Here is a 26,585-nt window from a genome sequence, read left to right on the forward strand (position 1 = left end):
CATGCAAGAAAATTAACGAGCTGACTTACTGATAACCGTCAGCTCGTTTTCGTTGCCGCACTTTTACGCCTGATTATTCAAAAAAGTGACAATTTCAGTCGCGTTACGCTCAGATGAGAATTTAACTAATCCTTTACCCGCACATTTCACGCTATCGTTTTCAAGAACACGATTTAAAACTTGTTTCCTATTTGAACCTAACTCGCCAACGAAACGATTCAGACTTGATTTAAATAAAGCTTGATCATTATTGACGACGGCTTTACAAAATGACGCGTATTCCAGATCGCCAGCATACTTTATCTTTTCATCGTGCGCATTTGCCGCGAAACCAGTGAACGACATAGACAGTACTGTTGCTAAAACTAACTTTTTCATATTAATACCTCATAAGTGAGAAGAGTGACTTTGTCGATTAACCTTAATCGACGAGATATATTGTATGCACTTACAACTTTTTTGTTGTTTTATTACTGTTTAAACAAGTTGAAAGATTTGTTAATTAGACATAGAGCAAACACCACCAAAGAATAAGGCATTGATAAATAACAACTATAATAAAAACACATAGATCCAAATAAGATAAGTAGATAATTAATCAGTATTAAAAACATGTAATTTAATTACAGTATAGGTAAAAATTAAACCCTTAAATTTCCCAATTGTTAATGATATATAAATGAAATCAATAATTTAGGCTCAACCTAACAGTTACAAATCCACAATTTTGCAAGGGGAACGGTTATAAAGGACCAAAAGTGACAGTGAAAAAACAAAAAAGGATAGTCACAGGACTATCCCTTTATTAATAACTGCGTAACAGCTGCAGTTAATAGCTACCAGTTTAGCGAGCAAATATGACTATAGTCGCAAAGCTTTATCACCGCGAGCTAGACCGCATACGCCAGTGCGCGAGGATTCGATAATATCGCTTTGTTGCGCCATGGCCTGTGCAAACGCTTCTAATTTGTCACTGGTTCCGGTTATTTGAATGGTGTAATTTTTGGCATTCACATCAATAATCTGCGCGCGGAAAATATCTACCGTACGACTGATCTCTGAACGCACCAATTCGGTTTTAGCGGCCACCTTGATCAGCATTAATTCACGCTCAACATGGCTACCATCAGTTAAATCGGCAACCTTTATCACATCAATCAGTTTGTTTACTTGTTTTGTGATTTGTTCAATTACCTTATCGTTGCCATGTGTGACCAACGTAAGCCGAGATAAGCTAGGATCGGCTGTGGGCGCTACGCATAAGGAATCGACGTTATATCCGCGCTGCGAAAACACCCCAACAATGCGTGACAATGAACCTGGTTCGTTTTCCATAAGTACTGAAATAATTCTTTTCATTAGGTTCGCTCCGTCTTGCTCAATCTCATATCGTCCATTGCGCCGTATTTGATTTGCATAGGATATACATGTTCGTTTTGATCAATAGCAATATCCATGAAAACTAAGCGGTCCTTAGTCGCAAAACATTTTGCCATGGCTTCATCTAACTGTGATGGATGATCGACTTTAATCCCCACATGCCCATAAGCTTCTGCCAATTTTACGAAATCGGGCATTGAATCCATGTAAGAACTGGAATGGCGTCCTTTATAGATCATATCTTGCCATTGGCGAACCATGCCCAATGCGCGATTATTTAGAGAGATAATTTTAATCGGTAAATTGTATTGCAAGCAGGTAGACAGCTCTTGGATATTCATTTGAATGCTGCCATCACCGGTAATCACCAGTGAAACCGCATCAGGATTCGCCATTTGTACCCCCATTGCAGCGGGCAATCCAAAGCCCATGGTGCCCAGTCCTCCCGAGTTTATCCATCGTCTTGGTTTAGCAAAGGGATAATAAAGCGCCGCGAACATTTGATGTTGACCTACATCAGAGCTCACAAAGGCATCACCATTAGTATGTTTGTACACCGCTTCGACAACTTGCTGAGGTTTGATTAACTCAGGATCCGTTTTATACGCCAAACTCTTGCGCTCACGCCATTGGTTAATTTGCTTCCACCAATCTGCTAATTTTTCTTTTTGGGCAGACAGATCTTGCACTCGCAAATGGGCTAACACTTGTTCAACAACTTTATCGACAGAGCCAACAACCGGCACATGAACGGCTACTGTTTTTGAAATAGACGCAGGATCAATATCGACATGAATGATGGTGGCGTGAGGACAGAATTTATCGACATTGTTTGTCACGCGATCATCAAAGCGCGCACCTAGAGCAAAAATACAATCGGCATTGTGCATGCTTTTATTGGCTTCTAAAGTACCGTGCATGCCTAACATACCGACGAATTGTTCATGCACGCCAGAAAACGCACCTAAGCCCATTAGAGTAGAAGTAACAGGCGCATTTAGCCGTTCTGCTAATTCGGTAATCAGTGCCGATGCTTCAGAGGCAATCGCTCCTCCACCCACATATAAAATCGGACGTTTAGCTTTGAGCAAAGTGTCGACGGTTTTCTTAATTTGCTTACTGTGCCCTTTCAATGTCGGGTTGTAAGAACGCATTGTGACATCCTTAGGATATTCATACGGATGCGATTCAAGTACGTTAACAATGTCTTTGGGCAGATCAACGACCACAGGTCCGGGACGACCGGTATTCGCGATATAGTAGGCTTTGGCAATGGCCATAGGAATGTCGACGGCACGCTTAACGAGAAAGCTATGCTTGACGATAGGACGAGAGACTCCCACCATGTCACATTCTTGGAAGGCATCTTCTCCAATATGTATTGATGGCACCTGTCCTGATAACACCACCATTGGAATTGAGTCCATGTATGCTGTTGCAATCCCCGTAATGGTGTTGGTAGCCCCCGGACCGGAAGTAACCAAAACCGTACCGGTTTTGCCTGTAGAACGCGCATAACCGTCAGCCATATGGGCGGCAGCCTGCTCATGTCGCACCAGCACATGTTTGACATCTTCTTGCGCATATAAAGCATCGTAAATGTCGAGTACGGCACCACCTGGGTAACCGAACACGTGCGTAACTCCTGAATCTTTAAGGGCGCGAACTACCATAGCTGCACCTGACATCATTTCCACTAGACATCCTCCTGCGGCTGTTTAATAAGTCTACTGATTAGGACTATACGTGAGCAAATAGGAAGATAAAACAACAAACGAGGATAAAGTGAGATACATATCCCAATATATGGACATTTTAGGATGAGCATCCTAGTGGTTGCAATTTTAGAAAGTTTTTATAGGACGTTTTTACAAAAAATTCACATATTGGAGGATAGGCTGTGCGCAAAACAAATTAATTTTGGCACAACCCGAAATAGCGGTATTAGGTTTTAGTCGACGTCCATTTCCATTTCGACGTCATCAGTATCACTTTCAACGTCATCATCGTCATCGGTCATCACATTTGGCTTGTTGCCGTAGATGCTGCCGAGCTTTGGACGATTAATGCGTTTTTGATATTTTAACCAAGCACGCTCAGCGATGCTCTCAGGTTCAGCTTGACCAAAAGCCGTCGCTAAAAAATGCTTGTCTTCTTCAGTTTCTCCTTCAATGACACCATCTACCAATGCAGCAAAAAGTGCTCCATATTGAGCTAATGCATTGCTTTCATTTATAGAAAAATCACCAGAACGGGAAAACCCGTAAGGATAGTTTTTTGGATCGCTAAACCTGCGTTTAGTCAGTGAATCGCGTGTAACATTTGCCATAGTAAACATCCCAAATAAAAAAATGCACAACAAATATAAGTTCAAGTGGTTAAATAGAACCAAACGGCCTTGCTGTCAATAAATTTTAACTGTCATTTTTAGGCTGATTTACATCCAATCTCGCTAACTTTAGATTTTTCACTTAAATAACCGTCATTTAGCAAATTTTTACGCCAACACAAGTTATTTTTTCGGCACCCAAGCCCAAATCATTTCGGCCAGCATTGGTTCGATGTTCGCACCATCGGTAATCTGTACTTTAACCACCACTTCACCTTTAGGTTGGGTTTGCATTAAGGCGATTTGCTCCTCGGTTAAAGAAGCTACCGCGGTAATATCACCACTACATCGTTTAACGTAATTTAAGTTCATGGTTTTGATCAGCGGCAATTTATCTCCTGGCAGGTTAATGCCAACAATAAAGCCTGTCGCCGACTCGGCCAACAACGCCATGGTTGCAGCGTGGACGGTGCCAATATGATTGCGCACTTTGCGAATGTTCTTTTGTCTGAAGGTGACTTGCTTGCCGTCTGTCTCAATGATGTCGAGTTTAACGGTACCGGCCAACTTTACCGTATGACGAAAAACACGGGTCATTAAAAAGCGACTTAACCACTGTGGATATTGATTTACTTTATCGACGAATTTTCTAAGCGGATTATGCACGGCCATAGGGTTTCTCACATCTGGTTGGACCAGCAAGTGTGAACTGTTAGCACAAATTATTCAAGTAATAAAAAGCCCGGACACGCCGGGCTAACCTAACAACAGTAAAGTCTACATTCTGACATTGAAGCCTACGAAAGCATAACGTCCAACGGCGCTGACCGGATAAGCGTAGTTAGTGATAAAGGGTTCTTCATCAGTAATATTATTTAGGCCACCATACACTTGCAGTGAGTCATCAATATCATAACTAAACGACAAATCGTGGATCCACATTTCATCCATAAACACTGCATCACCATAAAGTGAGCGAGCGGTTTCAATTTCAATAAAGCCGACTAACATTTCATCCACGTATTGGCTTTGCAGCGCTACTTTGAGTCCTTCGAAGCTCCAAGACAAGTTGACGTTACCGGCCAGTTCTGGACGACGTATTTCGCCTAATTCCGGATCGACTTCAGTCAAATCTAGCGGATTAGTGAAGTCATCCAGCTCGTTCACTTTAGTGCCACTTATTTTAAGGTCAAATGTATGGGCATCAACATCAAAGGTATATCCCACAGAGAAGTCGTAACCGCTGGTTTCACGTTTCGCGAAATTAATTGCAACAGACTCAATAAAGTTAAATCCACCGTTGCTCGAGTTTCGAGTTTGTAAGGTACAAAATTGTTGATTTAAACTATTACCTTGATAACAACCATCCACAATATTCTGACCACTCACTGCATTAATGGCATCGTCAATCGAGATATCCCAGTAATCAATACTAATGCTGAAACCGTCAATAAAACTTGGCGTGAACACGAAGCCATAAGAGGTGGTTTCCGCCGTTTCCTCTTGCAAATTCGGGTTACCGCCCGTTATACCGCCGAAAGAGGCCGTTAACGGATCAGCAAAGGTATAGTTACCCGAGCCGTCTGTTGGATCAAATCCAATTTGCTGGAAAAATGCCACACAGTTTGCTTGAGTGTTATTGGCTAACTCGGTTTGTCCGCCATCTCGCAAAGCCTGAAGTTGAGCCGCATCACAAGGATCCGCAGGACGGAAAGTAGTGCCCACTCGCGGCCCAAATAACTCGGTAATATTAGACGCGCGCACCGCTTCGGAGATGTTCACTCGAAAGCGTAAATCTTCATACGGAGCCCAAACGGCACGAGCCAACCAAGTGGTGGTAGTGCCAATAGAGGAATAATCTGAATAGCGCCCCGCTAAATCCAAGGTGAGCTCTTCCGCTAAGAATTCACCTTCTAATAGCGGAATAGATACCTCAGCAAACACTTCACTGACATCATAGTCACCGGTTTCATCGACGGTTAGGGTTGCCGGTCTGAACGTCAACTTGGTGTTGTTGGACACATCCGCAATATTGCTGCCTGCCGCTAATACTGAGCCTTCAGGGATCTCACCCCGTTGCCAAGGATCAAAGCGTGCCTCAGATTGTTCTTTTCGATATTCAGCACCCACCGCAAATGCAATGGAGCCGGCAGGCAATTCGAAATACTCACTTGAATCCCCAGCCAAGCTAGCTGTCAGTACCGTTTGTTCTAAGGTTATTTTATCTTTTTCGGTGACTGTTACCCAATCGACCGCTTCTTGGGTAATACCTGATGTACCCGCCCAAATATTCAGCGGGACACACTGATTAGAGCCTGGAGTAAAGCTGAAGTAGCCAGGATCATAGTCGGGAATATTAAATGGCGTGGTTTGCGCTTCGGTGTCTGGATCAACATCCACACGACAAGCAACATTGCCGCTCTGGGGATCGATCACGGCATCAATGGCGGCAAAAAAGCGGTCATTTACCACCGAGTTTTCGCGAGTGGCTTCAAAATCATAGCGGCCGTATACCGCGCTAATCTCATAATTCCAATCGTTTTCTAAAACTCCCTTTATTCCACCCACCACTCGGAATGTTTCGCGTTTATTTTTGGTGTCGCCGCTGCCAATGCCGATTGGATCAATAGTGATGCTTACACCGCCGGTATCTTGGGCGACGTCACGAATAAACTCTGGCAAGTAAGGGTTGTCTGGTTTACCCAATAGTAAATCCCAAAATGACGTTGGCTGTTGGTTGTTCTTTACTTCTTGGGCTGAATATTTGATTTCGCCGAACAACTGCGAATCGTCGCCAATATCGTAGCTGGTGAGTAAATTAATGGTTATCTTTTCTTCAGGGATAATCAGGTAAGAATCACCACGTTGAATGGTATTGAAAGAGTCACCGCCAAAGCCTTGAGTGGCACTGGATACGAGACCATCTTGCACCGGTCTAACACTGCCATCCGCTAGAACGTTCCAGCAACCGCCAATAGCGCCAAAAGATTCAGCACCGAACACCGATTGATACCCAGTGGAAGAATCATAACAATCGGGTACACCATTATTGTTCAGATCGATATCGGTTGCTGGATCAAACCCACCAAAGGTAAAGCCATTACCGGGCACAATCAGACCATAGCCAGATGTAAAAGGAAAGGTTCTACCGGGTAGCACGGCTCGCTGTGGGGCTGCTGCCGCGGCTGCAATAAAGTCTAATTCTGCCTGAGTTAAATTAGGCTCATTACCAAATGCCGCATTAAAATCATTGATGAAATCCGCGGCACTGCCAGGCACGGCTAAACCGAAATTGGAACGATCATTATCTGGGCTAAAGTATTGAGCAAAGTTGGGCATGTTATTGGCACTAATGTCACCTTGTTGGAAACGTTTAGCGGGATTGGTCCAGTCTCTGCCAGAGCCTACAAATACTCCACCATCACGTTCAGAGGCCCGAAGTCCATCGGAAGTACCATATTCGACACTAATCACGATATTCCCTTTGTCGTTGTCAAATGACTCGCCAAACAAGGCGCTGAGCTTAAGTTGCTGAGCATCACCTTCAGTGGATGCGCCCACTTGCGCATCAAACTCGAATCCTTCGAATTCATCTTTAAGGATAAAGTTTACAACTCCGGTTACTGCATCAGCACCATAGACCGCAGATGCGCCACCAGTGAGCACCTCAACATCGCGGATCAAATTAGTCGGAATTGAACCTATATCAACCGCCGCGGAACCTTGTGAGCCCCCTACATGACGCTTACCATTAACTAATACTAAGGTTCGATTCGCCCCTAAGCCGCGCAAACTTAGAATATTTGCGCCATCGGCAAACCCCTCGCCGTTAAGTGATTGTGATGCTGCTGTTGATTGCGAGGAAAAAAGTGCGGGAATGTCATTTACCACATCGGTAATATTAAACTCACCCGATGAGCGAATATCTTCTGCGGAGATAGATTGAACCGGTGCTCCCGAGCCTAGATTAGCATCGCGCACGATGCGCGACCCGGTTATTGCGATTCGCTCTACATCGTCTTCCGCACCTATAGCGGCTTCCTGAGCCACCCCTTGAGTTGATATAGCTGCAAACGCCATAGATAGCGCCGACAGTTTTAGTCTAGGTGTCAATTGTGTTCTCATTGTGTTCTCCCGGAGCACTGGCAATTAATCGTATAAAATATTTTTAAACTGCCTTGCTGAAATTATACTTTTTAATTCATTGTTATTATTTCCCTTCTTATCCCAGCAGAATCCGTGCCTGATCTACTTTGTTTAACCCGTCCATTTTAGTCTATTAAATAAGCAAAACGCTTTATTCACTCAGTAAATACGCAAAAATCGCCAATTAAGTAGCATTAAGTTCATTCTCACGCACCGCTGCTGTGCAGACTCTTCATTAAAAACATAGCAGTTAACGATGAAAAAACACGGTATTACCCAAAATCAATCAAGCTTGCACCAATAATGGTCACCTCGCCAACCTACTAAAAACCTAGTACATAACATTAAAATCAGGTTAAAAAGGTATAAGCAGGTGTATTGTTTAGGGAAAATAAAATAAGTTTTAGATGCATGAAATTTAGATTAAGCATGTATGAAGAGTTGAATAGCCGATTTATTTAGCGTGTATATTAATTCTAAATTGGAGCGGGAAACGAGACTCAACTGGCTGCCACGCAGTCGTGACCACTCGAAGGGGTCGCCTGCAAACATCGACTTTTTTGTTTTGACTATTGATGTAGAAATTGGAGCGGGAAACGAGACTCAACTGGCTGCCACGCAGTCGTGACCACTCGAAGGGGTCCCTGCAAACATCGACTTTTTTGTTTTGACTATTGATGTAGAAATTGGAGCGGGAAACGAGACTCAACTGGCTGCCACGCAGTCGTGACCACTCGAAGGGGTCCCTGCAAACATCGACTTTTTTGTATTGACTATTGATGTAGAAATTGGAGCGGGAAACGAGACTCAACTGGCTGCCACGCAGTCGTGACCACTCGAAGGGGTCGCCCGCAAACATCGACTTTTTTGTATTGACTATTGATGTAGAAATTGGAGCGGGAAACGAGACTCGAACTCGCGACCCCGACCTTGGCAAGGTCGTGCTCTACCAACTGAGCTATTCCCGCATTTTGGTGGTGTTGCTCTCATGCCTGAGTGTGTTGCTTGCGGTTCATCCTAAACCGGGTGCGCATTGTACAAAAATAATTGGGTGACGCAAGTATTATTTTGAAATTAATGTAAAAACTCGTGTTAAGCGACTAAATAATAGCCGCCACAAGTAAAACCAGCGTTCGGAACGCGATCAGTGGCTTAAATAGTAAACACCTGTTTGCGATAAAAAACCAACTCTTCAATCGATTCACGAATGTCATCAAGCGCCTGATGCGTTCCCTTCTTCTCAAAACCATCGAGCACTTCTGGTTTCCAACGTTTAATTAATTCTTTGATGGTACTGACATCGATACTACGGTAGTGAAAATACGCTTCTAAATCTGGCATGTACTTCACTAGGAACCGGCGATCTTGTCCTATGGTATTGCCACACAATGGAGATACACCAGTGGGAATATACTTTTCTAAAAATTGAATGGTTTGCTTAACGGCCTCTTGCTCATCTACCTCACTGGCGCGGCACCGAGCGGTCAATCCCGACTTCCCATGCACGTCGACACACCAAGGATCCATATTGTCTAACACCGCGTCCGGTTGATGAATCGCCAATACCGGCCCCTCTGCCAATATGTTGAGGTCTTTATCAGTGACGATAGTAGCAATTTCAAGAATGACGTCTGTTTCAGGCTCAAGCCCGGTCATTTCTAAATCGATCCAAACCAGATTATCGTTATTCATTGTCATAGTGAAACCTTTAGGTACTTTGATTATTAGGCTAATAAGCACTGATAAACTATTATCAAATTATTGCGCATGACGTTACCATGTAACCGTCAGTTGATTCAATAAAGTAAGTAATGTGGCTAAAAAACCAAAACTAACAGATAAACAGAAACGACAGGTTTCTAGCAATCGCACAAAGCGAATGAAAACATCCGATTCATCGCACACGGATGCCCAACTTGGCGATAGTCGTCCAGGGGTAGTAGTAGGCCGCTTTGGTAAGCATGCCAATGTACAAGACACAGAAGGTAATATTACCAAATGTCATATTCGTCGAACCATCGGCAGTGTAGTCTGTGGCGATAACGTTGATTTTCGACCAGGCGTTGATGCAACGGTGACAGTGAATGGGGTTATCGACATTGTTCATGACCGCCAATCGGTACTGACCCGCCCTGACTTCTATGATGGGGTTAAGCCCATTGCTGCAAACATCGACCAAATAATTATTGTCAGCTCTGTGATCCCAGCGCTCTCTTTGAACATTATCGATCGTTATTTGGTGGCGGCCGAAGACGTGCAAATCCAACCCGTTTTACTGTTGAACAAAGTGGAGTTACTCGACCAGCAAGAACGAGTTGAAGTAGAAAAACAATTGCAAATCTATCGAGATATTGGCTATCAAGTACTACTCACAAGTTGCGTCACCGCCGAGGGCATCAAGCAGATAGAAGATGTGCTAAAAGACAAAACCAGTGTGTTTGTTGGTCAGTCAGGTGTCGGTAAATCAAGTATTATCAATCAATTATTACCTGATGCAGATGAAGCCATTGGTGATGTTTCTGACAACTCAGGCTTAGGCCAACACACTACGACTGCAGCCAAACTGTTGCACTTTCCGGCGGGTGGCGACTTAATTGATTCACCTGGAGTACGTGAATTTGCACTTTGGCACTTGCCAGTGGAAAAAGTCACCTCTGGTTTTATCGAATTTAGAGACTATCTGGGCGGTTGTAAATTCCGTGATTGTAAGCATTTAGATGACCCAGGATGTCTCATAAGAGAAGCTGCTGAAGAAGGCAAAATCAGCATGCAGCGCTATCAGAGCTACCACAAGATTTTAGCCGGTATGGAAGACAATCGTCCTAATCGTGCGATACCTCATTAGTCAGCCTGAATAAAATATGATACGCGTGTCGTTTATGCGCTGTTGGTGCGCATACATAAGCCTCACTGCAATTGCGCACCGGTGAAACAAAAAAGTATGGCTTAGACCGACTCATTCTCACACTTAGCGCAAAAATTACGGTACAATTCGGGCGTTTTTTTGTGGAGATTGGCTTTGATTAATTGGTTTAAAATAAAATTTCAATATGTGTTGCCAAAACACTTAGTGTCTCGTTTAGTCGGCAAGTTGGCTGCCTCTGAAGCAGGCGGTTTAACAACGTGGCTGATCAAAATGTTTATCAAGCAATATAATGTTGATATGTCGGAGGCCAAAGAGTCAGATCCGGGCTACTACCGTACATTCAATGAGTTTTTTACCCGCGAGTTAAAAGAAGGCGTGCGACCGATCTGTGAAGATCCCAACCACCTAGCCATGCCCGTTGATGGCACTGTAAGTCAACTTGACGATATCGATTATGACACTATTTTTCAAGCCAAAGGCCACGATTACAGCCTGACCACCTTATTAGGTGGCAATCCTGATATTGCAGAGCCGTTTAAAGGCGGCAAATTCTCTACCATTTATCTATCTCCAAAAGACTATCACCGCATTCATATGCCACTGGACGGTGTGCTCACGGACATGATTTATGTCCCAGGTGAGTTATTTTCAGTAAACCCTCTGACCACCGAAAATGTGCCCGGCCTATTTGCTCGTAATGAGCGTGTGGTCTGTGTATTTACCTCACCCAAAGGCAAGTTTGCCATAGTGCTGGTTGGCGCCACCATAGTCGCTAGCATTGAAACAATTTGGGCAGGTACTGTGACCCCACCTGCCGGACAGAATGTGCAACATTGGCGCTACCCGCAAGATAGCGAAAACACCATAAGCCTGAAAAAAGGCGAAGAAATGGGCTTATTTAAATTGGGATCCACCATAGTGGCATGTTTCGAGCCCGGTATGATTGAATTTAATGGCCAGTCCAGTGGCGACGTAACCCGATTAGGTGAGATTTTTGCCAGCTTAAAAGACTAATTGCTGTGCATCCTGTTAAACGAAGTTTATGGTCGTTGCATTTGACCGTGGCGCTACTCGGCGCCACCGCGTTGATGTCAAAAATCATCCCATTATCCGCCATTGATATCACCTTTGGTCGTTCTATTATTGCCTGTATAGTGCTGGTGATAGTGGTTAAACTCAGCGGTGAGTCAATGCGACTGCGTAGCACTAAAGACTACCTTATCGCACTTGCCTTAGGCGTGCTCATGTCGGCCCACTGGGTGACCTACTTTGCAGCCATGCAATATTCTTCAGTATCAGTTGGCATGGTTGCGCTATTTACCTTCCCGGTGATTGCTGTATTACTGGAACCCTTCTTTGAAGGCATTCGTTTGGTTTGGCAAGATTTAGCGTCCGCTTTAGTAGTATTCATTGGCATTATCCTGATCGTGCCTGAAGTGTCATTGGAAAACGAAGTCACCCTTGGAATATTGATTGGCGTGTTCTCTGCTGTGCTCTATGCCTTGCGTAATTTGTGCCACCGAAAATACTTTTCCCATTATGGTGGCGCCCACGCAATGGCCTACCAAACCTTGATCATTTTTGTGAGTTTGTTGTTTTTCGTATCCGACAATTTACTCACCGCCACCAGCGATACTTATATGTGGCTAATAGTATTAGGTATTTTTCTAACAGCCTTGCCCCACGCACTGATAGCCACCAGTTTAAAGCACCTTAGGGTAAAAACCTTTGCGCTAGTGGCTTGTATGCAGCCTTTTTACGGCGTCATATTAGCTATTGTGATCCTCGATGAATCGCCTAATTGGCAAACATTTTTAGGTGGCATTCTGGTAATTTCTGCCGCTATCTACGAAACTGTAAACGCACAAAAATTACATCGTCGAAAAGAGTCTGAGGAATAGACACTGTGTTTATATACGCGCATCGTGGAGCCAGTGCTTTGGCTCCTGAAAACACCCTACTGGCATTGGAAATGGCCATTGAACACCGTGCCGATGGTATCGAGTTCGACGTTTATCAACATCAGCAAGAATTCATTTTAATTCACGACCGCTGGTTACACCGCACCACCAACGGTATTGGCACTATTGATTCACTGTTACTTGAACAAATACGTCACCTTGACGCAGGCCAAGGACAACATGTTCCCACATTGAACGAAGCCATGGCCTGTATCGGTCAACGCTGTGAAATGAATATCGAACTCAAAGGGGTGAGCAACATACCAGGCTTAATAGGCTATGTTGAGCGAGCCTGCTCATCTTATCAGATATCATTTGACTCTATTTTATTCTCGTCATTCGATCACCATGTACTGCATGCGCTTAAATCCATCAAGCCTGAGGCACGCATAGGTGCTCTGACTGCGGGAAAACCAATAGATTACGCTAATTTTGCGCAACTATTAGGGGCCGAATTTATTAATGCGGATGTGACCTTTGTCGACAAAAACTTTGTCTATGATGCTAAACGAAGGGGGTTGAAAATGGGGGTGTATACGGTTGATCAGCCTGAAGACTTAATGACATTGCGAGACTGGGGCGTAGATGCGGTTTTTTGTAATAACCCGCGTAATGCTAGATTAGCACTGGGGTTAGATTAGTTCGAAATAACAGCTCATTGCAACAACCGGCGTAGCTGCGATTTATGATTCGCTCTCACAACTATGACACTCGCTGCAACTTTTACACAGCTTAATATTCACTACGTGGGCAGCCACAATCAACATTGCGCCTATCGCTATCGTGAATGGCTCATAGGCTTCACCGAACATGTCTTTATTCCAATAGATCAAGCCACCTAGCAGTAAGCTGTACAATGGATAAAGTTGACGGTGATAACGATAAAATCCAGCTAGCAAGGCCCAAAAACCAATGATCATCGATAACGAAAGGATCATTTTTTCAAACCAATCTTGGGCAAAAAAAGCAGCACTGACGAAAGGTAAAATGGGGATAAGGATTGGCAGCAACAAACAATGCAAAGCACAAAGACTGGAAGTCCAGATCCCTACCCTATCCATTACTCTTTTAGTTTGCTTAACCATCATCTCTAATAATCACTCATTTTACGTTGCCATAGATTCAAGCCTGCCTCTCTCGAAACAGAACGTTATACTATAACATTTCAGTAAATTTGCAAATACTATTGTGCTTTTTTGTGGGCTCTAATTTGTTGGGTAATGTCCGCTGCGATGGCATTGGGGATCGGAAAGGTCAAATGATATTGCGTTAACTGCCAGCCAGCCTCGCCAAGTTCAAGCACTCCGGTGCCTCGACATTCTCCGTACGTTTTATGTTGCAGTATTTCATCAAACCAAGCGACCTTACCTGATTTCGAAAAGCTGACATTGCGCTTAAGTGGCACATACGTCCAGCCTTTACCTGAGTCAAAATACGGCTTCGCAAAGGCGGCAAAAGCTTCTTTGTTCCAGCGCTCAGAGGCGTCGGTACCAATAAAAACACCATGCTCAGCAAACAAAGAAAAATAAGGTTGCATTTGAGCTTTGCTGGCTGACTCATGCAGTAAGTCCAACACGCGTTCAACCTCGGCGGTTTGATCCTCAGCATATGCGTTATTCAGTGTAAGCAGCAGCCCCATGACTATCGCAACAAGCTTGCTATTCATAATATCGTCCAGTTTGATTGATCTCGTTATCTTGCCAGAAAACAATGGAATTGCCGACAAGCGTCTTTACTAACTGCCATAACTACTCATGTTGGCTTTCGCCGCAAAGCCGCCAATATTGATTGACAAATAAGCGTTTATTTTGCTAAGTTCAGACTCGTAATTTTGGTTGCTAAAGTAGTATAACCAAAACATAGGAGCACTCAAAAATGGATTTTTTTCTTTCCGAAGTATTTAGCTTCCCAACCGTTATTTTTACTATCCCGTTAATTGTGTTGATGCTGTTTTGGCTACTCGCCTTTGCAGGTCTGGTTGATATGGAAATCTTTGATTTAGATTCCGACATTAACCCTGACTCCACTATTGATGGCAAAGCAAGCGCTTCAGGTACAAGTTTTCTAGAAACCCTTGGTTTAGATGGTGTGCCACTGACGGTAGCCCTGACGCTTATTGATCTTTATGCCTTCGCACTTGTTTATTTGATGCGAAAATACCTTACACCTCTGTTCGACGGTGTCATTTCAGCCACTGCGATTGGCGGTATTATGGCGCTATTAGCCGTCGTTGTCGCGGTTCCCTTAGCCGCATTATGCATAAAGCCGCTAAGACGCTTTTTTGAAACCCATGAAGGTACTAATAAGCAACATATGATTGGTTATATCTGTACTTTAACTACCGGTAAAGTCACTGAAGACTTTGGCCAAGCCATTACCGAAGATGGGCAGAGTTTAAGTGTGCGAGCAAGCACACCAAATGACATGATAAAAGGTGCCCGCGTTGCGTTAATCGATTTTGATAGTGTGACCGATACCTACACAGTGGTCAGTGAGGCGGAGCTCATGGCCATGTCTTCCTCAACCGAACCGCTCAGTAGCTAGCCCACCGTAGCCGTAGCAAAATTTTAAATAATAATACCTAAGACAAAGTCACAGTTGATCGTTAAACCGGACTTAAATTAGCAACATGAAGTAATGGAGTAGTTATATGAACTCAGAAAGCGATGTGATTTTTTACTTATCCTTGGCCGTCGGCATTTTCGTCCTAGTAATTGGTATCGTATTGATGCTAGCTCGACTGTATAAAAAAGTTGAACAAGGCAAAGCGATGATTGTTAACACCATGCGCGCCGAGCCCACAGTAACCTTTACCGGCTCTGTAGTTGTGCCGGTATTCCACAAAATGGAGATCATGGATATTTCGCTGAAAACCATTGAGGTGGATAGAAGCGGCTCCGATGGTCTGATATGTAAAGACAATATCCGCGCTGATATTAAGGTTGGATTTTTCGTTCGCGTAAACAAAAACCGCGATGATGTGCTTAAAGTGGCTCAAGCGATTGGCTGTGAACGTGCATCTAATCCCGCGACATTGGAAGATTTGTTTAACGCCAAGTTCTCCGAAGCTCTTAAGACCGTGGGTAAGTCAATGGAATTTGAAGAGCTCTATGCGAAACGGGATAATTTTCGCGACATGATCATTGATAACATTGGTACCGACCTAAACGGTTATGTATTGGAAGATGTCGCAATCGATTATTTAGAGCAAACACCGCTAAGCAAACTTGATCCCAACAACATCTTGGACTCACAAGGTATTCGCAAAATCACCGAGTTAACCGCCGAGCAGCACATTCAAACTAATGTGTTTCAACGTGATGAAGAGATGAAAATCAAACGTAAAGACGTTGAAACCCGTGAAGCGATACTTGAACTAGAACGCCAACAAGCAGATGCCGAAGCTAAGCAATCGCGCGAAGTACAAACCGTAAGAGCGCGAGAAGTAGCCGAAACAGAACGAGTCCAACACGAAGAAAAGCTCAAAGCTGAACAAGCCCGAGTACAAGCTGAACAAGAAATTCAAGTACAAGAACAAAACAAGCAACGTGAAATTGAAGTAGCGCAGAATAACCGTCTTAGGGCCGTTGCCATTGAGGAAGAGCGCGTGATCCGTGCCCGTGAGCTTGAAGAAATTGATCGTCAAAAGGAAGCCTCTTTACAACGTATTGCTAACGAAAAACTCCTTGAACATGAGAAACGTGAAATTGCGGAGGTTATCCGCAGTCGTGTGGAAGTAGACAAAACCGTCGCTCAACGTGAAGAGGAAATAAAAGAGCTTAGAGTCGTCTCTGAAGCAGATCGCAGCAAACAAGCGCAAATCATTGCTGCCGAAGCCCAAGCCGAAGAAGCCTTAGTAAAAGATATTAAAGCCGCCGAAGCCGCAGAAAAAGCAGCAAGTCACCTTGCCAAAGAGAAATCGATAACCGCAGAAGCGGATCTTGGCGTTGCGGAGAAACGCGCGCTGGCCAGTCGCAAAGACGCTGAAGGTAAAGAAGCCTTGTTGGCCTCTGCCGGTTTAGCCGAAGCCAAAGTAATGGAAGCCAAAGCCACCGCCAAAGAACAAGAAGGCATGGCGGATGTGCGAGTGCAAGAATCTATGGCAGAGGCAATTGAGAAAACCGGTGTCGCTGAGGCTGAGGTATTAGCCAAAAAAGCGGCTGCTGAAGCTGATGGCATGACCAAGAAATTTGCCGCGATGGCAACGATGTCAGATCAACAACGGGATCACGAAGAATTCCGTATGCGTCTTGATAAACATCACGAGCAAGCAATGGAATCAATTAGTACCAACGTTGAAATTGCCAAGCAACAAGCGCTTGTGCTTTCAGAAGCACTTAAAGAAGCCAACATTGATATTGTTGGCGGTGATACCGGTTACCTAGACAGTTTCATAAAGTCTATTTCGGTTGGTAAGTCCATCGATGGCGCTATCAACAAGAGCGAAACTTTAAGCACCGCGTTCAAAGATCATTTCAACGGTGATGCCAGCTTCGTCGATGACGCCAAACAGTTGGTAGCCGGCTTTGGCGGAGCCTCCGGTAATGCCAAAGACACTGCGATTACTGCTCTGGTGGCTAAGTTTCTAAAAGAAAGCAAAGACAATCCGCAACTGCTAGAGATATTAGGTAGCGCGATGCAATCTTCTAGCAAAAATTCAACCACCAAGTAAATCTATTGGCATAATACCATTGCCCAATGAGCGGCAATGGTCGCATTTTGGTGAGGAGCAGTATATGGCTGATGCACAGGAACAAGTAGATAACGCGGTAGCCCAAGGTGGCGCTTATGAGGTTATTCGCGAACGTTTACTAGCGCAAGCAACGGCGCTTAAAAACCACACGGATGAGCTAAACGAAGCGCGTATTGCCGAGTTTGGCCAAGCACAAATGACCGTGCTGGGCAGAGTCAGAGTGCGCACCGAACACAACTGTATCGCTCGTGATATTGTGCCTGTTGGTCGATCCCTGTTGTTTGGCTACAACGTGTTTATTGGTTTGAAGAAAGAAACTAAAGTCAGTGATGTTTTTAGCCTTTACAACTTAACCAGTAATGATAGTGATAAAACCAAATTTGATTTAGAGCCATTGCCTCTTGCCGGTAGTTTTTTAGAAGATCCACAGTTTGTAAAAGAATTCCAAGAACTCTACGTTTACTATAAAGAAGCCCGCTTAAGCCAACTAAAAGTACAAAATCAAACGCTGTTTGCAGTATTTCAAATTGGCCGAAAAATCCAAGATGTACGGGTTTTTCAATGGCGCGTTAACAAAGATGGCAGTGCCAGCTATATTGATAATCGCGGTGAGCGTGCAATTAAACACCCACCCTCCCACGATTTCGAATGGCAAACTGCGACTCGTGAACAACACGAATCGGGTAGCCACCCGCATATTAATATTCTGGATGAAGTATTCGTAGAAACCATAAGCGGTAACCTGACCGTTAAGGTGGAAAACAACACCGAAGACGGGCTGGGGATATACAGCGAGCCGGTGGATGATAACACCCAAAGCTTAGCGGATGCTGACGTGCAATATGCCAAAGTAGGCACTCTGATTCTGTTAAAAGTGTTGCCATACCGTGAAAAGCACTATCGCTATTTGGTTTTTAATACGCGAACCCAAAAAGTGAACCGCATTGACGCTATTGGTTTGGCCTGTGTGTCCTTACCGGAAGATCACGGAATCATATTTCCTGGCGGCTATTATCTGGAAAATGGTGAAACTAAATCCTTCCCAGATCAGATTGACGGCCTCACATTTAAACGCATGATCCGTTCTCCTAATGGTGAGGATGTGATGTTTATTTTTTACGAACCTGAGTCAGGATTGGCCGGTTTGTATTCATACAACCTGATCCGCAAAGCACTGCAAAACCCAATTTACGCCCATGGATTTAGTTTCTTCGACAACGGCATTGCGGTGATTTTCAACGCCGAAGACGAAGCAACTCGTATTCATCCTATGCAAATCTGGCAAACACCATTTTTCAGCGACGAACATGCCGCCAAACAACCCGCGTCAGACAGTTTCTTTAGCCGCATTGGCAACAAAGAACTGGTAAGGGGCATCTCAGAATTAACTGCGGTGCATAGAGCGGCTACCCATGCCAACCCGAATCGAAACTTGTACGAAGATCTCATCAAAAGTTGCCGTACCCTATTTGATAGCTATTTTTGGCTCAATGAGCCTGAAGCTGGCGGACTGTCCGAGCAAATTAAACTGATCACCGCGACGGCCGAGCTAGTCATAGATGAGTTTGAAAAAGTAGAGCAAATTCGTAAGCAAGCTCAAAAAGCCCTAAGCAAAGCTCAGACTAAGCAACAAGAAGTGCTCGCTAACATCCAGATTGGTGACTGGCTATCTCCTGAACAGTATGTGCAATGCCTAACCGAATTGCGCCAACAGCGCGGCCACTTAATTAGCTTGCAAGAGCAAAGATATATTGACTTAGAGGCTATCCAGCTCATGGATAAGGAGGTCACTGAACAATTCGAAAACGTCAGCTCCGCAACCGTCGAGTTCTTATCCAGTGATTCAGCTCTGCAACCCTACCACGACAAAATTGTCACCCTTGAAAATACGCTTTCTCAGGTATCCTTAGTGGTCGATATAAAGCCGTTGATTGAGGAGCTAGACAGTCTGTCGTTGGGGTTGGATTTATTAACCGAAATTCTAAATGGTTTGAAGGTAGATGACGCTACCGTGCGCACCCAAATACTAGATGATATTTCAGAGATTTATAGCAAACTGAATCAAGTCAAAGCACAAGCCAAAAACCGCCACAAACAGCTCGGCTCAGGTGAAGCCACCGCTGAATTTGCCGCGCAGTTTCGCTTGTTCTCACAAAGCATAAATAGCGCACTAGCCATGGCTGACACGCCAGATAAAGCCGACGAGCAACTATCAAGACTGATGATCCAACTGGAAGAACTCGAATCCAAGTTTAGCGATTACGACCAGTTTCTAGACGACATCATGGGCAAGCGTGAGGAATTGCACAGCGCCTTTGAATCTCGCAAACAAGGTTTACTTGAAGAGCAACAGCGCAAGACACAAAATATTTTCAGCGCAGCTCAGCGGATCATTAAAGGGATTATCAGGCGCGCCAAAACGTTTTCAGACTTAGATCAGTTAAATACCTACTTTGCTTCCGATCCTATGGTTTTGAAAGTCGGTGAGCTTGTTGGCCAATTGCAACAGATTAATGACCCGTTGAAAGCTGACGATCTCGAAGCCCAGCTTAAAGCGGCCAAAGAACAGGGCATCCGTAGTTTAAGGGATAAACAAGATATCTTCGAAGACGGCGGGGCGATTATTAAACTTGGAAAGCACAAATTCAGCGTAAATACCCAAGCGCTCGACCTCACGCTATTACCCAGAGATGACGGCTTGTACCGGCACTTAGTTGGAACTGATTTTTTTGAGGCAATCAATGATCCGCAATTACTTGAACTTAAGTCTTATTGGCAGCAAAGCTTAGTCTCTGAAAATGACCAAGTCAGTCGCGTAGAGTATTTAGCAGCTGTGATTATAAATGACGCGCAGCAGCAGAAGAACGACCTGTCGTTGCCATCCCTGTATTCTATCGTCGATGATAGAAAAGCGTTATCTGCCTTGGTGAAAGGTTACGTCACCGAACGTTATCAGGAAGGTTATGAGAAAGGCGTGCACGATCATGATACGGTAATCTTATTGCAGGCTATCTTGCCCATTCATCAAAAAGCCGGCTTGCTCAGATTTGCACCTCTTCACCGTGCCCTAGCCATGTTGTTTTATAGCTTCGCACCAAAAGCAAAGCAACCTGCTCAGCAAAAGGTATGGAAAAGTCATGCGATCAGCGCTCAATTGCTGGCTAACGCAATGCATAGTCGAGCGGGATTTAGCCAGCTTCTGACAAATTTGCAACGAGATATTGGCGATTTTATAACCCTCGCTGGATTGCAATTCGATACTAACGATATTACACAAGCGGCAGACTATCTTGCCCAAGAGCTGGCCCAATCACGCTTTTCATTTAGTATCAGCAAAGCCGCTAAAACATTATCAACCGACTTACAAAAACAACTAGAGACTTTGGGCCATGGCAAAGATTTTCAAACTGCCATGGCGCAATTTTCTAACATGTTTGAGCATAATGATGATGGCCTAACTGCAAAAAAACTGCCGGGATTAAATGAACAATGGCAACTTGCCAATGCGTGGTTATTGGCGCTAGTACAGCACAATTCATCAGCGGGATCGGTGAGCGCAGAGCACTATGTGCCTGAAGCGGCGGCGCTAGCTATTTGTCAGGAAAAAGTTGAATTTCGTGAGACCAGCGTTGAATTGAGGGCACAGGTTAGTGAGCTTATCAGCGACCATAACAGAATCGATAATGGCAGTATGGATTTGTCACTTGATGAGTATATGCAGCGTTTAAGTCACTACCAATTTCATCATGTCAGTCAATTTAATCAATATCATCAACTACGCCAACACTACATGCAGCAAAGTAAAAGTGAACTGCAACTTGATGCATATACCGCTAAGCCACTTAGTTCATTTGTTCGAAACAAACTTATCGACGAAGTGTATTTGCCACTGATTGGTGACAATTTAGCCAAACAAATGGGTACAGTGGGCGACAACAAACGTACCGATTTAATGGGACTATTGTTGCTTATCTCACCGCCAGGTTATGGTAAAACCACGTTAATGGAATACGTAGCCGACCGACTTGGTTTGATTTTCATGAAAATTAACTGTCCGTCGCTTGGCCATGACGTTACTTCGTTAGATCCACAAAACGCGCCTAACGCCACCGCCAAACAAGAACTCGAAAAGTTGAACCTGAGTTTAGAGATGGGTAACAATGTGATGCTGTACTTAGATGATATTCAGCACACTCATCCTGAATTCCTGCAAAAGTTTATTTCATTGTGTGATGGCACCAGACGCATTGAGGGTGTGTATAAAGGACAAAGTAAAACCTATGATATGCGTGGTAAAAAGTTTGCCGTGGTAATGGCTGGTAACCCTTATACTGAATCAGGCGACGTGTTCAAAGTACCCGACATGCTGGCTAACCGTGCTGATATTTACAATCTAGGCGATGTGCTAGGTGGCAAAGAGTATCAATTTGCGCTGAGCTATATCGAAAACAGCTTAACTTCTAATCCAGTTTTAGCTCCCCTTGCCCTGCGCGATATGCAAGATACTTACAAGCTAATTGACATGGCTAAAGGTAAAGAAGTTGCCGCCACTGATCTTAATCATCAATACAGCGGTGCCGAGATCAACGAGATTACCAGCGTACTTAAGCACCTATTTACCATCCAAGACGTGATATTGAAGGTTAACCTACAGTATATTGAATCGGCCGCCACCGCCGAAGATTATCGCACCGAACCACCGTTTAAATTGCAAGGAAGTTATCGCAATATGAATAAAATGGCGGAAAAAGTGTCGGCCATTATGAATCATGCTGAGCTGATGCAGTTAATTGGTGATCACTATACTGGTGAGGCGCAAACCTTAACCTCTGGCGCCGAAGAAAACCTACTAAAGCTAGCGCAACTGCGCGGCACCATGGACGAAGCGCAACAGGCACGTTGGCAGCAAATTTGCAGCACCTATAGCAGTAAAAAGCGCATTGAGACTGACGGCGACCCAACTCAGCAGGCCGTTAACCAACTTGCCTTGATGGCACAATCGCTTGAAGCCATCAAAGTGGATGTGCAGCAATCCGATACCAGTGATTTGATCCGCCCGATCAATCGTGTGGCTGCGGCTATGCATCTACTCAGTAAAGCTTGGTCTGGAACAGACGACAAAGAGAAATAAATCTACTGAATTCAAAAGTTAGAATTTTCAAAAGCATGTAAACACTTTTTATCCTGAAAAGTGGCAAGGTAACTAGTTTAACCCTAGCCTAGTAATTAATATGTTCTGATACAATAATAGTATTACGCAACTAGCTAAAAAGAGAAGACCATGAAAAAAGGCTTGATGATTTTTGGATTTATCATATTACTTATTGCCGGAGCTGCTTGGTATTTTTTGAGTGGCGCAGGCGATTTCATTCGTGCGCAAATACAGCAGCAAGGAACTAAGTACCTTGGTGCGACTGTTACCGTTTCAAATGTTGACTTAGCATTGACGGAGGGTCGCTTGACCATCAACAATTTAGATGTGAAAAACCCTCAAGGCTTTAGCAATGAAAGCGCTTTCAGTGTTGCTGAAATTACCCTGGATTTAGGCGAGGTACTCAAAGAACCTTATGTGGTTCAGACTGTAAGTATCGATTCGCCTGAAATACTTTATGAAATGGACGCCAGCGGCCAAGGCAACTTAATCGCCTTGAAAAACAACTTGGAAGTGAATCTACCTAAGTCGGAAAAAGAATCAGCAGACAAAGATAAAGCCAATCCATTAGTGATTGTACAAAGTGTAACTGTCAGTAATGTAAGGTTAAAATTGAATTTTGAACAATTATCCACTGGCGAACTGAAAATTGATCAAAAAGCTTATGAAATCACCTTACCCACCTTCAATGCCGGGCCAATTGGCCAACCCAATGGGCTGCCTGCAGATCAAGTTGGCGTGGCGGTGGTTAACGCGATGCTCGATAACGTGATTGCTGCAGCTAAGACCGAAGCTAAGAAGCGCTTAGCTGAAGAGGCGAAGCGAAAACTTAACGAAAAACTGGATGAGAAAAAGGATGAATTGCTAGACAAAGCCAGTGATAAACTGAAGGACCTGTTTAAAGGTACCTAAGGATACCAAAGAGCTTTCGGTGCTAACACACTGCATTATACCGGCTCATATTTTGGCCGAAGATTAACAATAGTGGGTTAAAATCTAATCTGGTCAACACCTATGAACACAGCTGGTATTGCATTTCCTTGTCTAAAACTGAATAACTTCTATCTGCTCTGATAGCGGCGCTTGGCCTTCTAAAAGGGGGGCGCTGCTAACATCAAAATACTTGCCAAAAAATTGCTCACTTAAATCTGATACCAATACCAGTGCCGTTTTACTGTCCATTGGTCCGAACGGTTTGTGGTTAGGGAAGTCCCATGCCCAAAACAACACGTAATCAGCAAAAGAGTGGTGGCTAATTTGATTATGAAACAACACGGCATATCCTTCATTTTCAACCTGTTCAAAAATATCAAGGTCATAGCCAGAGCCGTTCTGCAGATACATAAATGCTTGATGAATGTTTTTGCCTTGGCGGTCAAATACAGTGCCATCAAGATTAATCACAGCGAGTATACGATCGTCTTGCCAAGCGGAATAATATGCGGCTGCGCCGCCGTAAGAATGCCCCATTGTACCGATACGATAGTCTAAACGGCCGTACACCTTGCTGTCAGACGTAAGATTTAAATTTTGAAGTTGGTCTAAGACAAATAATTGATCGTCAGACCATAACGTGAGATCACGGCCTAGATCATCGTCGGGGAGTTTTTGCGCGAATACTGTACTGCCATCCATTAGGGTTGAAACACCAGAGCCATAAGGGTGGTTTATCGACGCTACAATAAAGCCTCTGCTAGCTAAATCGGCAGCAATGTTGACATGATTTTCTGGGGTAAAGCCATAACCATTAGAGAAGATTATCAAAGGATAACTTTGTTTTGCGGCACTGATGTTAGCATCAAGTTCAACATACCACCTTTGGTTGCTGTAATTAGATTGACGTAACCTTTTTCCTGATATCGCTTCATCACTACCTAGGCGCTGCCAAAAATGAGCAGGTAAAACCGACAATCTATTGTCTGTATACGCTTGATCGGTTGGATAAAATAGTCTGACTTGCACTTCGCGATAATCATTATTATCAGCGCTATGCGGCTCTTCTCGTGAAGAATCTAGCCACGCATAGGTTGTTGTCGCGACATTGTATTCACCCGTCCACGGCGGCGCTTCGAACGCTTTATCTATGCCATATACTGATACAGCGGGTTGAACAGTGACTGAATTGCTTTGACTTCCGCCGCAGCCGATTAAGAAAAGCGGTAATAAAATACAATGAAACGTCCGCAGCATTTTTAACTGTATAACCGCATTGATAAACATGCTGCGCCTTCGCTAAGAGTTTCCAGTGCTTGAGTTTCACATGAACAGCGCGTAGCTGTTAGTTCATAATTCGTTATGAACAACGTTGCCTCCTACAAGCGTCAGCACGCTGCGAGTTCCAGGTAGTGCTTCAGCGGGGATCTCAAGAATATTTTGTGATAGCAATGCCAAATCGGCATCTAATCCTACTCTAATTTCACCGCGCAGCTTGTCGGCCTTTCCGGCATAAGCACTACCTCGAGTATAGAGTTGTAAAGCGGTGGCAACATCAATACTTTCTTGCGGGCGCATTGCATGTACCCGAGCAAACATTATATTTAAATAAGGATTCATTGGCCCGTCGGACCCGAGTGCAACGGGCAATCCGCTTTCAATTAATGTTTTCAAGTACATCACCGGATAGTCAGCGCTATAACGGGTCGCGCTAATCGCAGGATTCATCATATGTGATGGGTTTTGTACCACGATCACCCCGAGCTTTTTGGCTCGATTGATTAACTCAGGGTTAAAACCATCGCCATGTTCAATGCGCACTCGTAAGTGCTCCCAGTTGCCAGTAATACTCTCCATCAGCGTAAGTATTTGATCAAGCGTTTTATCACCAGCAGCATGCAGTAGTAATTGTGACTGCTTAGACATTGCTTGAGTCAAAATTGCTTTCACTTTCTGTTCGGAAAAATTCAGACGGCCTGACCATCCTGGACGATCAGCATAACCAGCACTCAATGCCGCTCCGCGTTCAATAGGCGTGCCGTCCAATATCCATTTCTCGCCTTGAACCCACACTTTTTCATTGAGTTTCTGAGGCTTTGGTAAAGACTCGTTCTTTGCCACCGAGATAAAGGGCATTGGAATAGCGGTGACCCTGATAGGTAAGTCTGCTTTTTGAAGTAGGCTTATGTAACGAGAAAAGTTTAACATGGGCATATCGTGCCAACCCGTAATGCCAAAACTCGCAGCCTGCTGCGCCTGCTGTTGTAACATAGCAATTACTGCTTCATCGTCCTGCTTATTAAATAATTCGGCGCGGGGGATCCATTGCGCATATTCAAAGATTCTGCCCGTTAGCTGCCCATTAGCGTTTCGTTGATAGTGCCCTCCCCAGTCTTGCTCCGGTAATTCGCGAATGTTAAGTGCTTCCATCGCGGGCGAATTTAAAATATCACCATGGCCATAATAAGCCGAAATCCACACTTTATGTTGCGGTGCAATGCTATCTAAAAAAGCAGCGTCTATTGATTCATCATCTGCGATTTGCTCTCCAACGGTCGCGAATATCCAAGTTCCAGGGGGGTTACTTACCGCGGCTTCTTTGAGAGCCTCAGCGAGTTGCAGCTTGGACGGATCCATGGTGCCCAGTGGGATATGGAAACCAACCCCAGTGGCCGTAATAGAATGATGATGCGCATCAATAATACCGGGGATAAGCAATCGGCCTTGTGCATCTATCTGTTTTGATGCTGGTGACACTGGCGAATGGCTGCTGTCGAAGATAGCGCTGATCTTCCCGGCTTTAATCGAGACGGCATCATATTCAGTGCTTATCTTATCCTGAATAAATAATTTCGCGTTGTAGATAACGAGATCTGCAGGCGCAACATTGGCGCTACTGACCGTCGAAAATATAGTGAGTATAAAAAAGATGATACGCATTCCATTCTGCCTTTTGTATCCAAACTTCGTTAACTATAGACGGTCTTTTATGCTCTGCCTATGGTCTGAAAAAGTGATGGTGTAAATCGCTAACTATTGTGCTGTTGTAAAAAATCTATACCGTGCGCTTTGGCCCGCCTAAGCAGCGAGACTAAACATACAATTACCCTAGATGCGAACGACTA

Annotated in this window: 19 protein-coding genes and 1 tRNA gene; 8 read left to right on the forward strand and 12 right to left on the reverse strand. The window is 44.2% G+C overall.

Annotated elements, in window-relative coordinates; all coding sequences use genetic code 11:
• Window positions 1-63: 63 nt before the first annotated feature.
• From ABD036_RS14815 to orn, 8 genes are all read right to left on the reverse strand, one after another.
• Window positions 64-378 carry a hypothetical protein gene (locus ABD036_RS14815; RefSeq protein ID WP_343861270.1) on the reverse strand — a complete coding sequence of 105 codons (315 nt, stop codon included), beginning with the start codon at window positions 376-378 and terminating at the stop codon, window positions 64-66.
• A 483-nt stretch (window positions 379-861) separates the two neighbouring features.
• A complete protein-coding gene (gene ilvN / locus ABD036_RS14820; RefSeq protein ID WP_343861272.1) occupies window positions 862-1,359 on the reverse strand; it encodes an acetolactate synthase small subunit in 498 nt (165 codons plus the stop codon).
• Window positions 1,359-3,077 (reverse strand): acetolactate synthase 3 large subunit, encoded by a 1,719-nt coding sequence (locus tag ABD036_RS14825; RefSeq protein ID WP_343861274.1) that lies wholly within the window; start codon window positions 3,075-3,077, stop codon window positions 1,359-1,361. Before ABD036_RS14825 ends, ilvN begins: the two co-directional genes overlap by 1 nt.
• Window positions 3,078-3,331: 254 nt before the next feature.
• Window positions 3,332-3,709: a MaoP family protein gene (locus ABD036_RS14830; RefSeq protein ID WP_343861276.1), complete on the reverse strand. Its 378-nt coding sequence runs from the start codon at window positions 3,707-3,709 to the stop codon at window positions 3,332-3,334.
• Between the two features lie 183 nt (window positions 3,710-3,892).
• Window positions 3,893-4,381, reverse strand: coding sequence for a DUF4442 domain-containing protein (locus tag ABD036_RS14835; RefSeq protein WP_343861277.1), 489 nt, complete (start codon window positions 4,379-4,381; stop codon window positions 3,893-3,895).
• Window positions 4,382-4,486: 105 nt separating this feature from the next.
• Window positions 4,487-7,834 (reverse strand): TonB-dependent receptor domain-containing protein, encoded by a 3,348-nt coding sequence (locus ABD036_RS14840; protein WP_343861279.1) that lies wholly within the window; start codon window positions 7,832-7,834, stop codon window positions 4,487-4,489.
• 913 nt (window positions 7,835-8,747) lie between these two features.
• Window positions 8,748-8,823 (reverse strand) — tRNA-Gly (locus ABD036_RS14845).
• 184 nt (window positions 8,824-9,007) lie between these two features.
• Window positions 9,008-9,553: an oligoribonuclease gene (gene orn, locus ABD036_RS14850; RefSeq protein WP_343861281.1), complete on the reverse strand. Its 546-nt coding sequence runs from the start codon at window positions 9,551-9,553 to the stop codon at window positions 9,008-9,010.
• Window positions 9,554-9,668: 115 nt separating this feature from the next.
• Here orn and rsgA point away from each other — a divergent pair, with 115 nt between their 5' ends.
• From rsgA to ABD036_RS14870, 4 genes are all read left to right on the forward strand, one after another.
• The gene (rsgA, locus tag ABD036_RS14855; protein ID WP_343861283.1) at window positions 9,669-10,700 is read left to right on the forward strand and encodes a small ribosomal subunit biogenesis GTPase RsgA; all 1,032 of its coding nucleotides are present in this window, start codon (window positions 9,669-9,671) and stop codon (window positions 10,698-10,700) included.
• A gap of 174 nt (window positions 10,701-10,874) precedes the next feature.
• Window positions 10,875-11,735, forward strand: coding sequence for an archaetidylserine decarboxylase (asd, locus tag ABD036_RS14860; RefSeq protein WP_343861285.1), 861 nt, complete (start codon window positions 10,875-10,877; stop codon window positions 11,733-11,735).
• Window positions 11,736-11,740: 5 nt separating this feature from the next.
• Window positions 11,741-12,622 (forward strand): DMT family transporter, encoded by an 882-nt coding sequence (locus ABD036_RS14865; protein ID WP_343861287.1) that lies wholly within the window; start codon window positions 11,741-11,743, stop codon window positions 12,620-12,622.
• A 5-nt stretch (window positions 12,623-12,627) separates the two neighbouring features.
• Window positions 12,628-13,323: a glycerophosphodiester phosphodiesterase gene (locus tag ABD036_RS14870; protein ID WP_343861289.1), complete on the forward strand. Its 696-nt coding sequence runs from the start codon at window positions 12,628-12,630 to the stop codon at window positions 13,321-13,323.
• A gap of 42 nt (window positions 13,324-13,365) precedes the next feature.
• On the opposite strand, the gene ABD036_RS14875 is transcribed toward ABD036_RS14870, so the two are convergent.
• Both ABD036_RS14875 and ABD036_RS14880 read right to left on the reverse strand, forming a co-directional pair.
• Window positions 13,366-13,770, reverse strand: coding sequence for a MerC domain-containing protein (locus tag ABD036_RS14875; protein ID WP_343861291.1), 405 nt, complete (start codon window positions 13,768-13,770; stop codon window positions 13,366-13,368).
• Window positions 13,771-13,865: 95 nt separating this feature from the next.
• Window positions 13,866-14,348 carry a nuclear transport factor 2 family protein gene (locus ABD036_RS14880; RefSeq protein ID WP_343861293.1) on the reverse strand — a complete coding sequence of 161 codons (483 nt, stop codon included), beginning with the start codon at window positions 14,346-14,348 and terminating at the stop codon, window positions 13,866-13,868.
• Window positions 14,349-14,557: 209 nt separating this feature from the next.
• On the opposite strand from ABD036_RS14880, the gene ABD036_RS14885 reads away from it, so the two are divergent.
• The 4 genes from ABD036_RS14885 to ABD036_RS14900 all read left to right on the forward strand — a co-directional run bounded on the left by ABD036_RS14885 (window position 14,558) and on the right by ABD036_RS14900 (window position 23,439).
• Complete coding sequence (locus ABD036_RS14885; RefSeq protein ID WP_343861294.1) at window positions 14,558-15,226, forward strand: hypothetical protein; 669 nt, start codon at window positions 14,558-14,560, stop codon at window positions 15,224-15,226.
• Between the two features lie 106 nt (window positions 15,227-15,332).
• Window positions 15,333-17,354, forward strand: coding sequence for a flotillin family protein (locus tag ABD036_RS14890; protein ID WP_343861296.1), 2,022 nt, complete (start codon window positions 15,333-15,335; stop codon window positions 17,352-17,354).
• A 64-nt stretch (window positions 17,355-17,418) separates the two neighbouring features.
• Complete coding sequence (locus ABD036_RS14895) at window positions 17,419-22,506, forward strand: DNA repair ATPase (RefSeq protein ID WP_343861298.1); 5,088 nt, start codon at window positions 17,419-17,421, stop codon at window positions 22,504-22,506.
• A 150-nt stretch (window positions 22,507-22,656) separates the two neighbouring features.
• On the forward strand, window positions 22,657-23,439 hold the full coding sequence (locus tag ABD036_RS14900) for a DUF748 domain-containing protein (RefSeq protein ID WP_343861300.1): 783 nt from the start codon (window positions 22,657-22,659) through the stop codon (window positions 23,437-23,439).
• Between the two features lie 132 nt (window positions 23,440-23,571).
• On the opposite strand, the gene ABD036_RS14905 is transcribed toward ABD036_RS14900, so the two are convergent.
• Together ABD036_RS14905 and ABD036_RS14910 are read right to left on the reverse strand one after the other, a co-directional pair.
• A complete protein-coding gene (locus tag ABD036_RS14905) occupies window positions 23,572-24,747 on the reverse strand; it encodes an alpha/beta hydrolase family protein (protein WP_343861302.1) in 1,176 nt (391 codons plus the stop codon).
• A gap of 63 nt (window positions 24,748-24,810) precedes the next feature.
• Window positions 24,811-26,400: an amidohydrolase gene (locus ABD036_RS14910; RefSeq protein ID WP_343861304.1), complete on the reverse strand. Its 1,590-nt coding sequence runs from the start codon at window positions 26,398-26,400 to the stop codon at window positions 24,811-24,813.
• Window positions 26,401-26,585 lie beyond the last annotated feature (185 nt).

It is taken from the genome of Aliiglaciecola litoralis (assembly GCF_039523355.1).
Lineage (GTDB): Bacteria > Pseudomonadota > Gammaproteobacteria > Enterobacterales > Alteromonadaceae > Aliiglaciecola > Aliiglaciecola litoralis.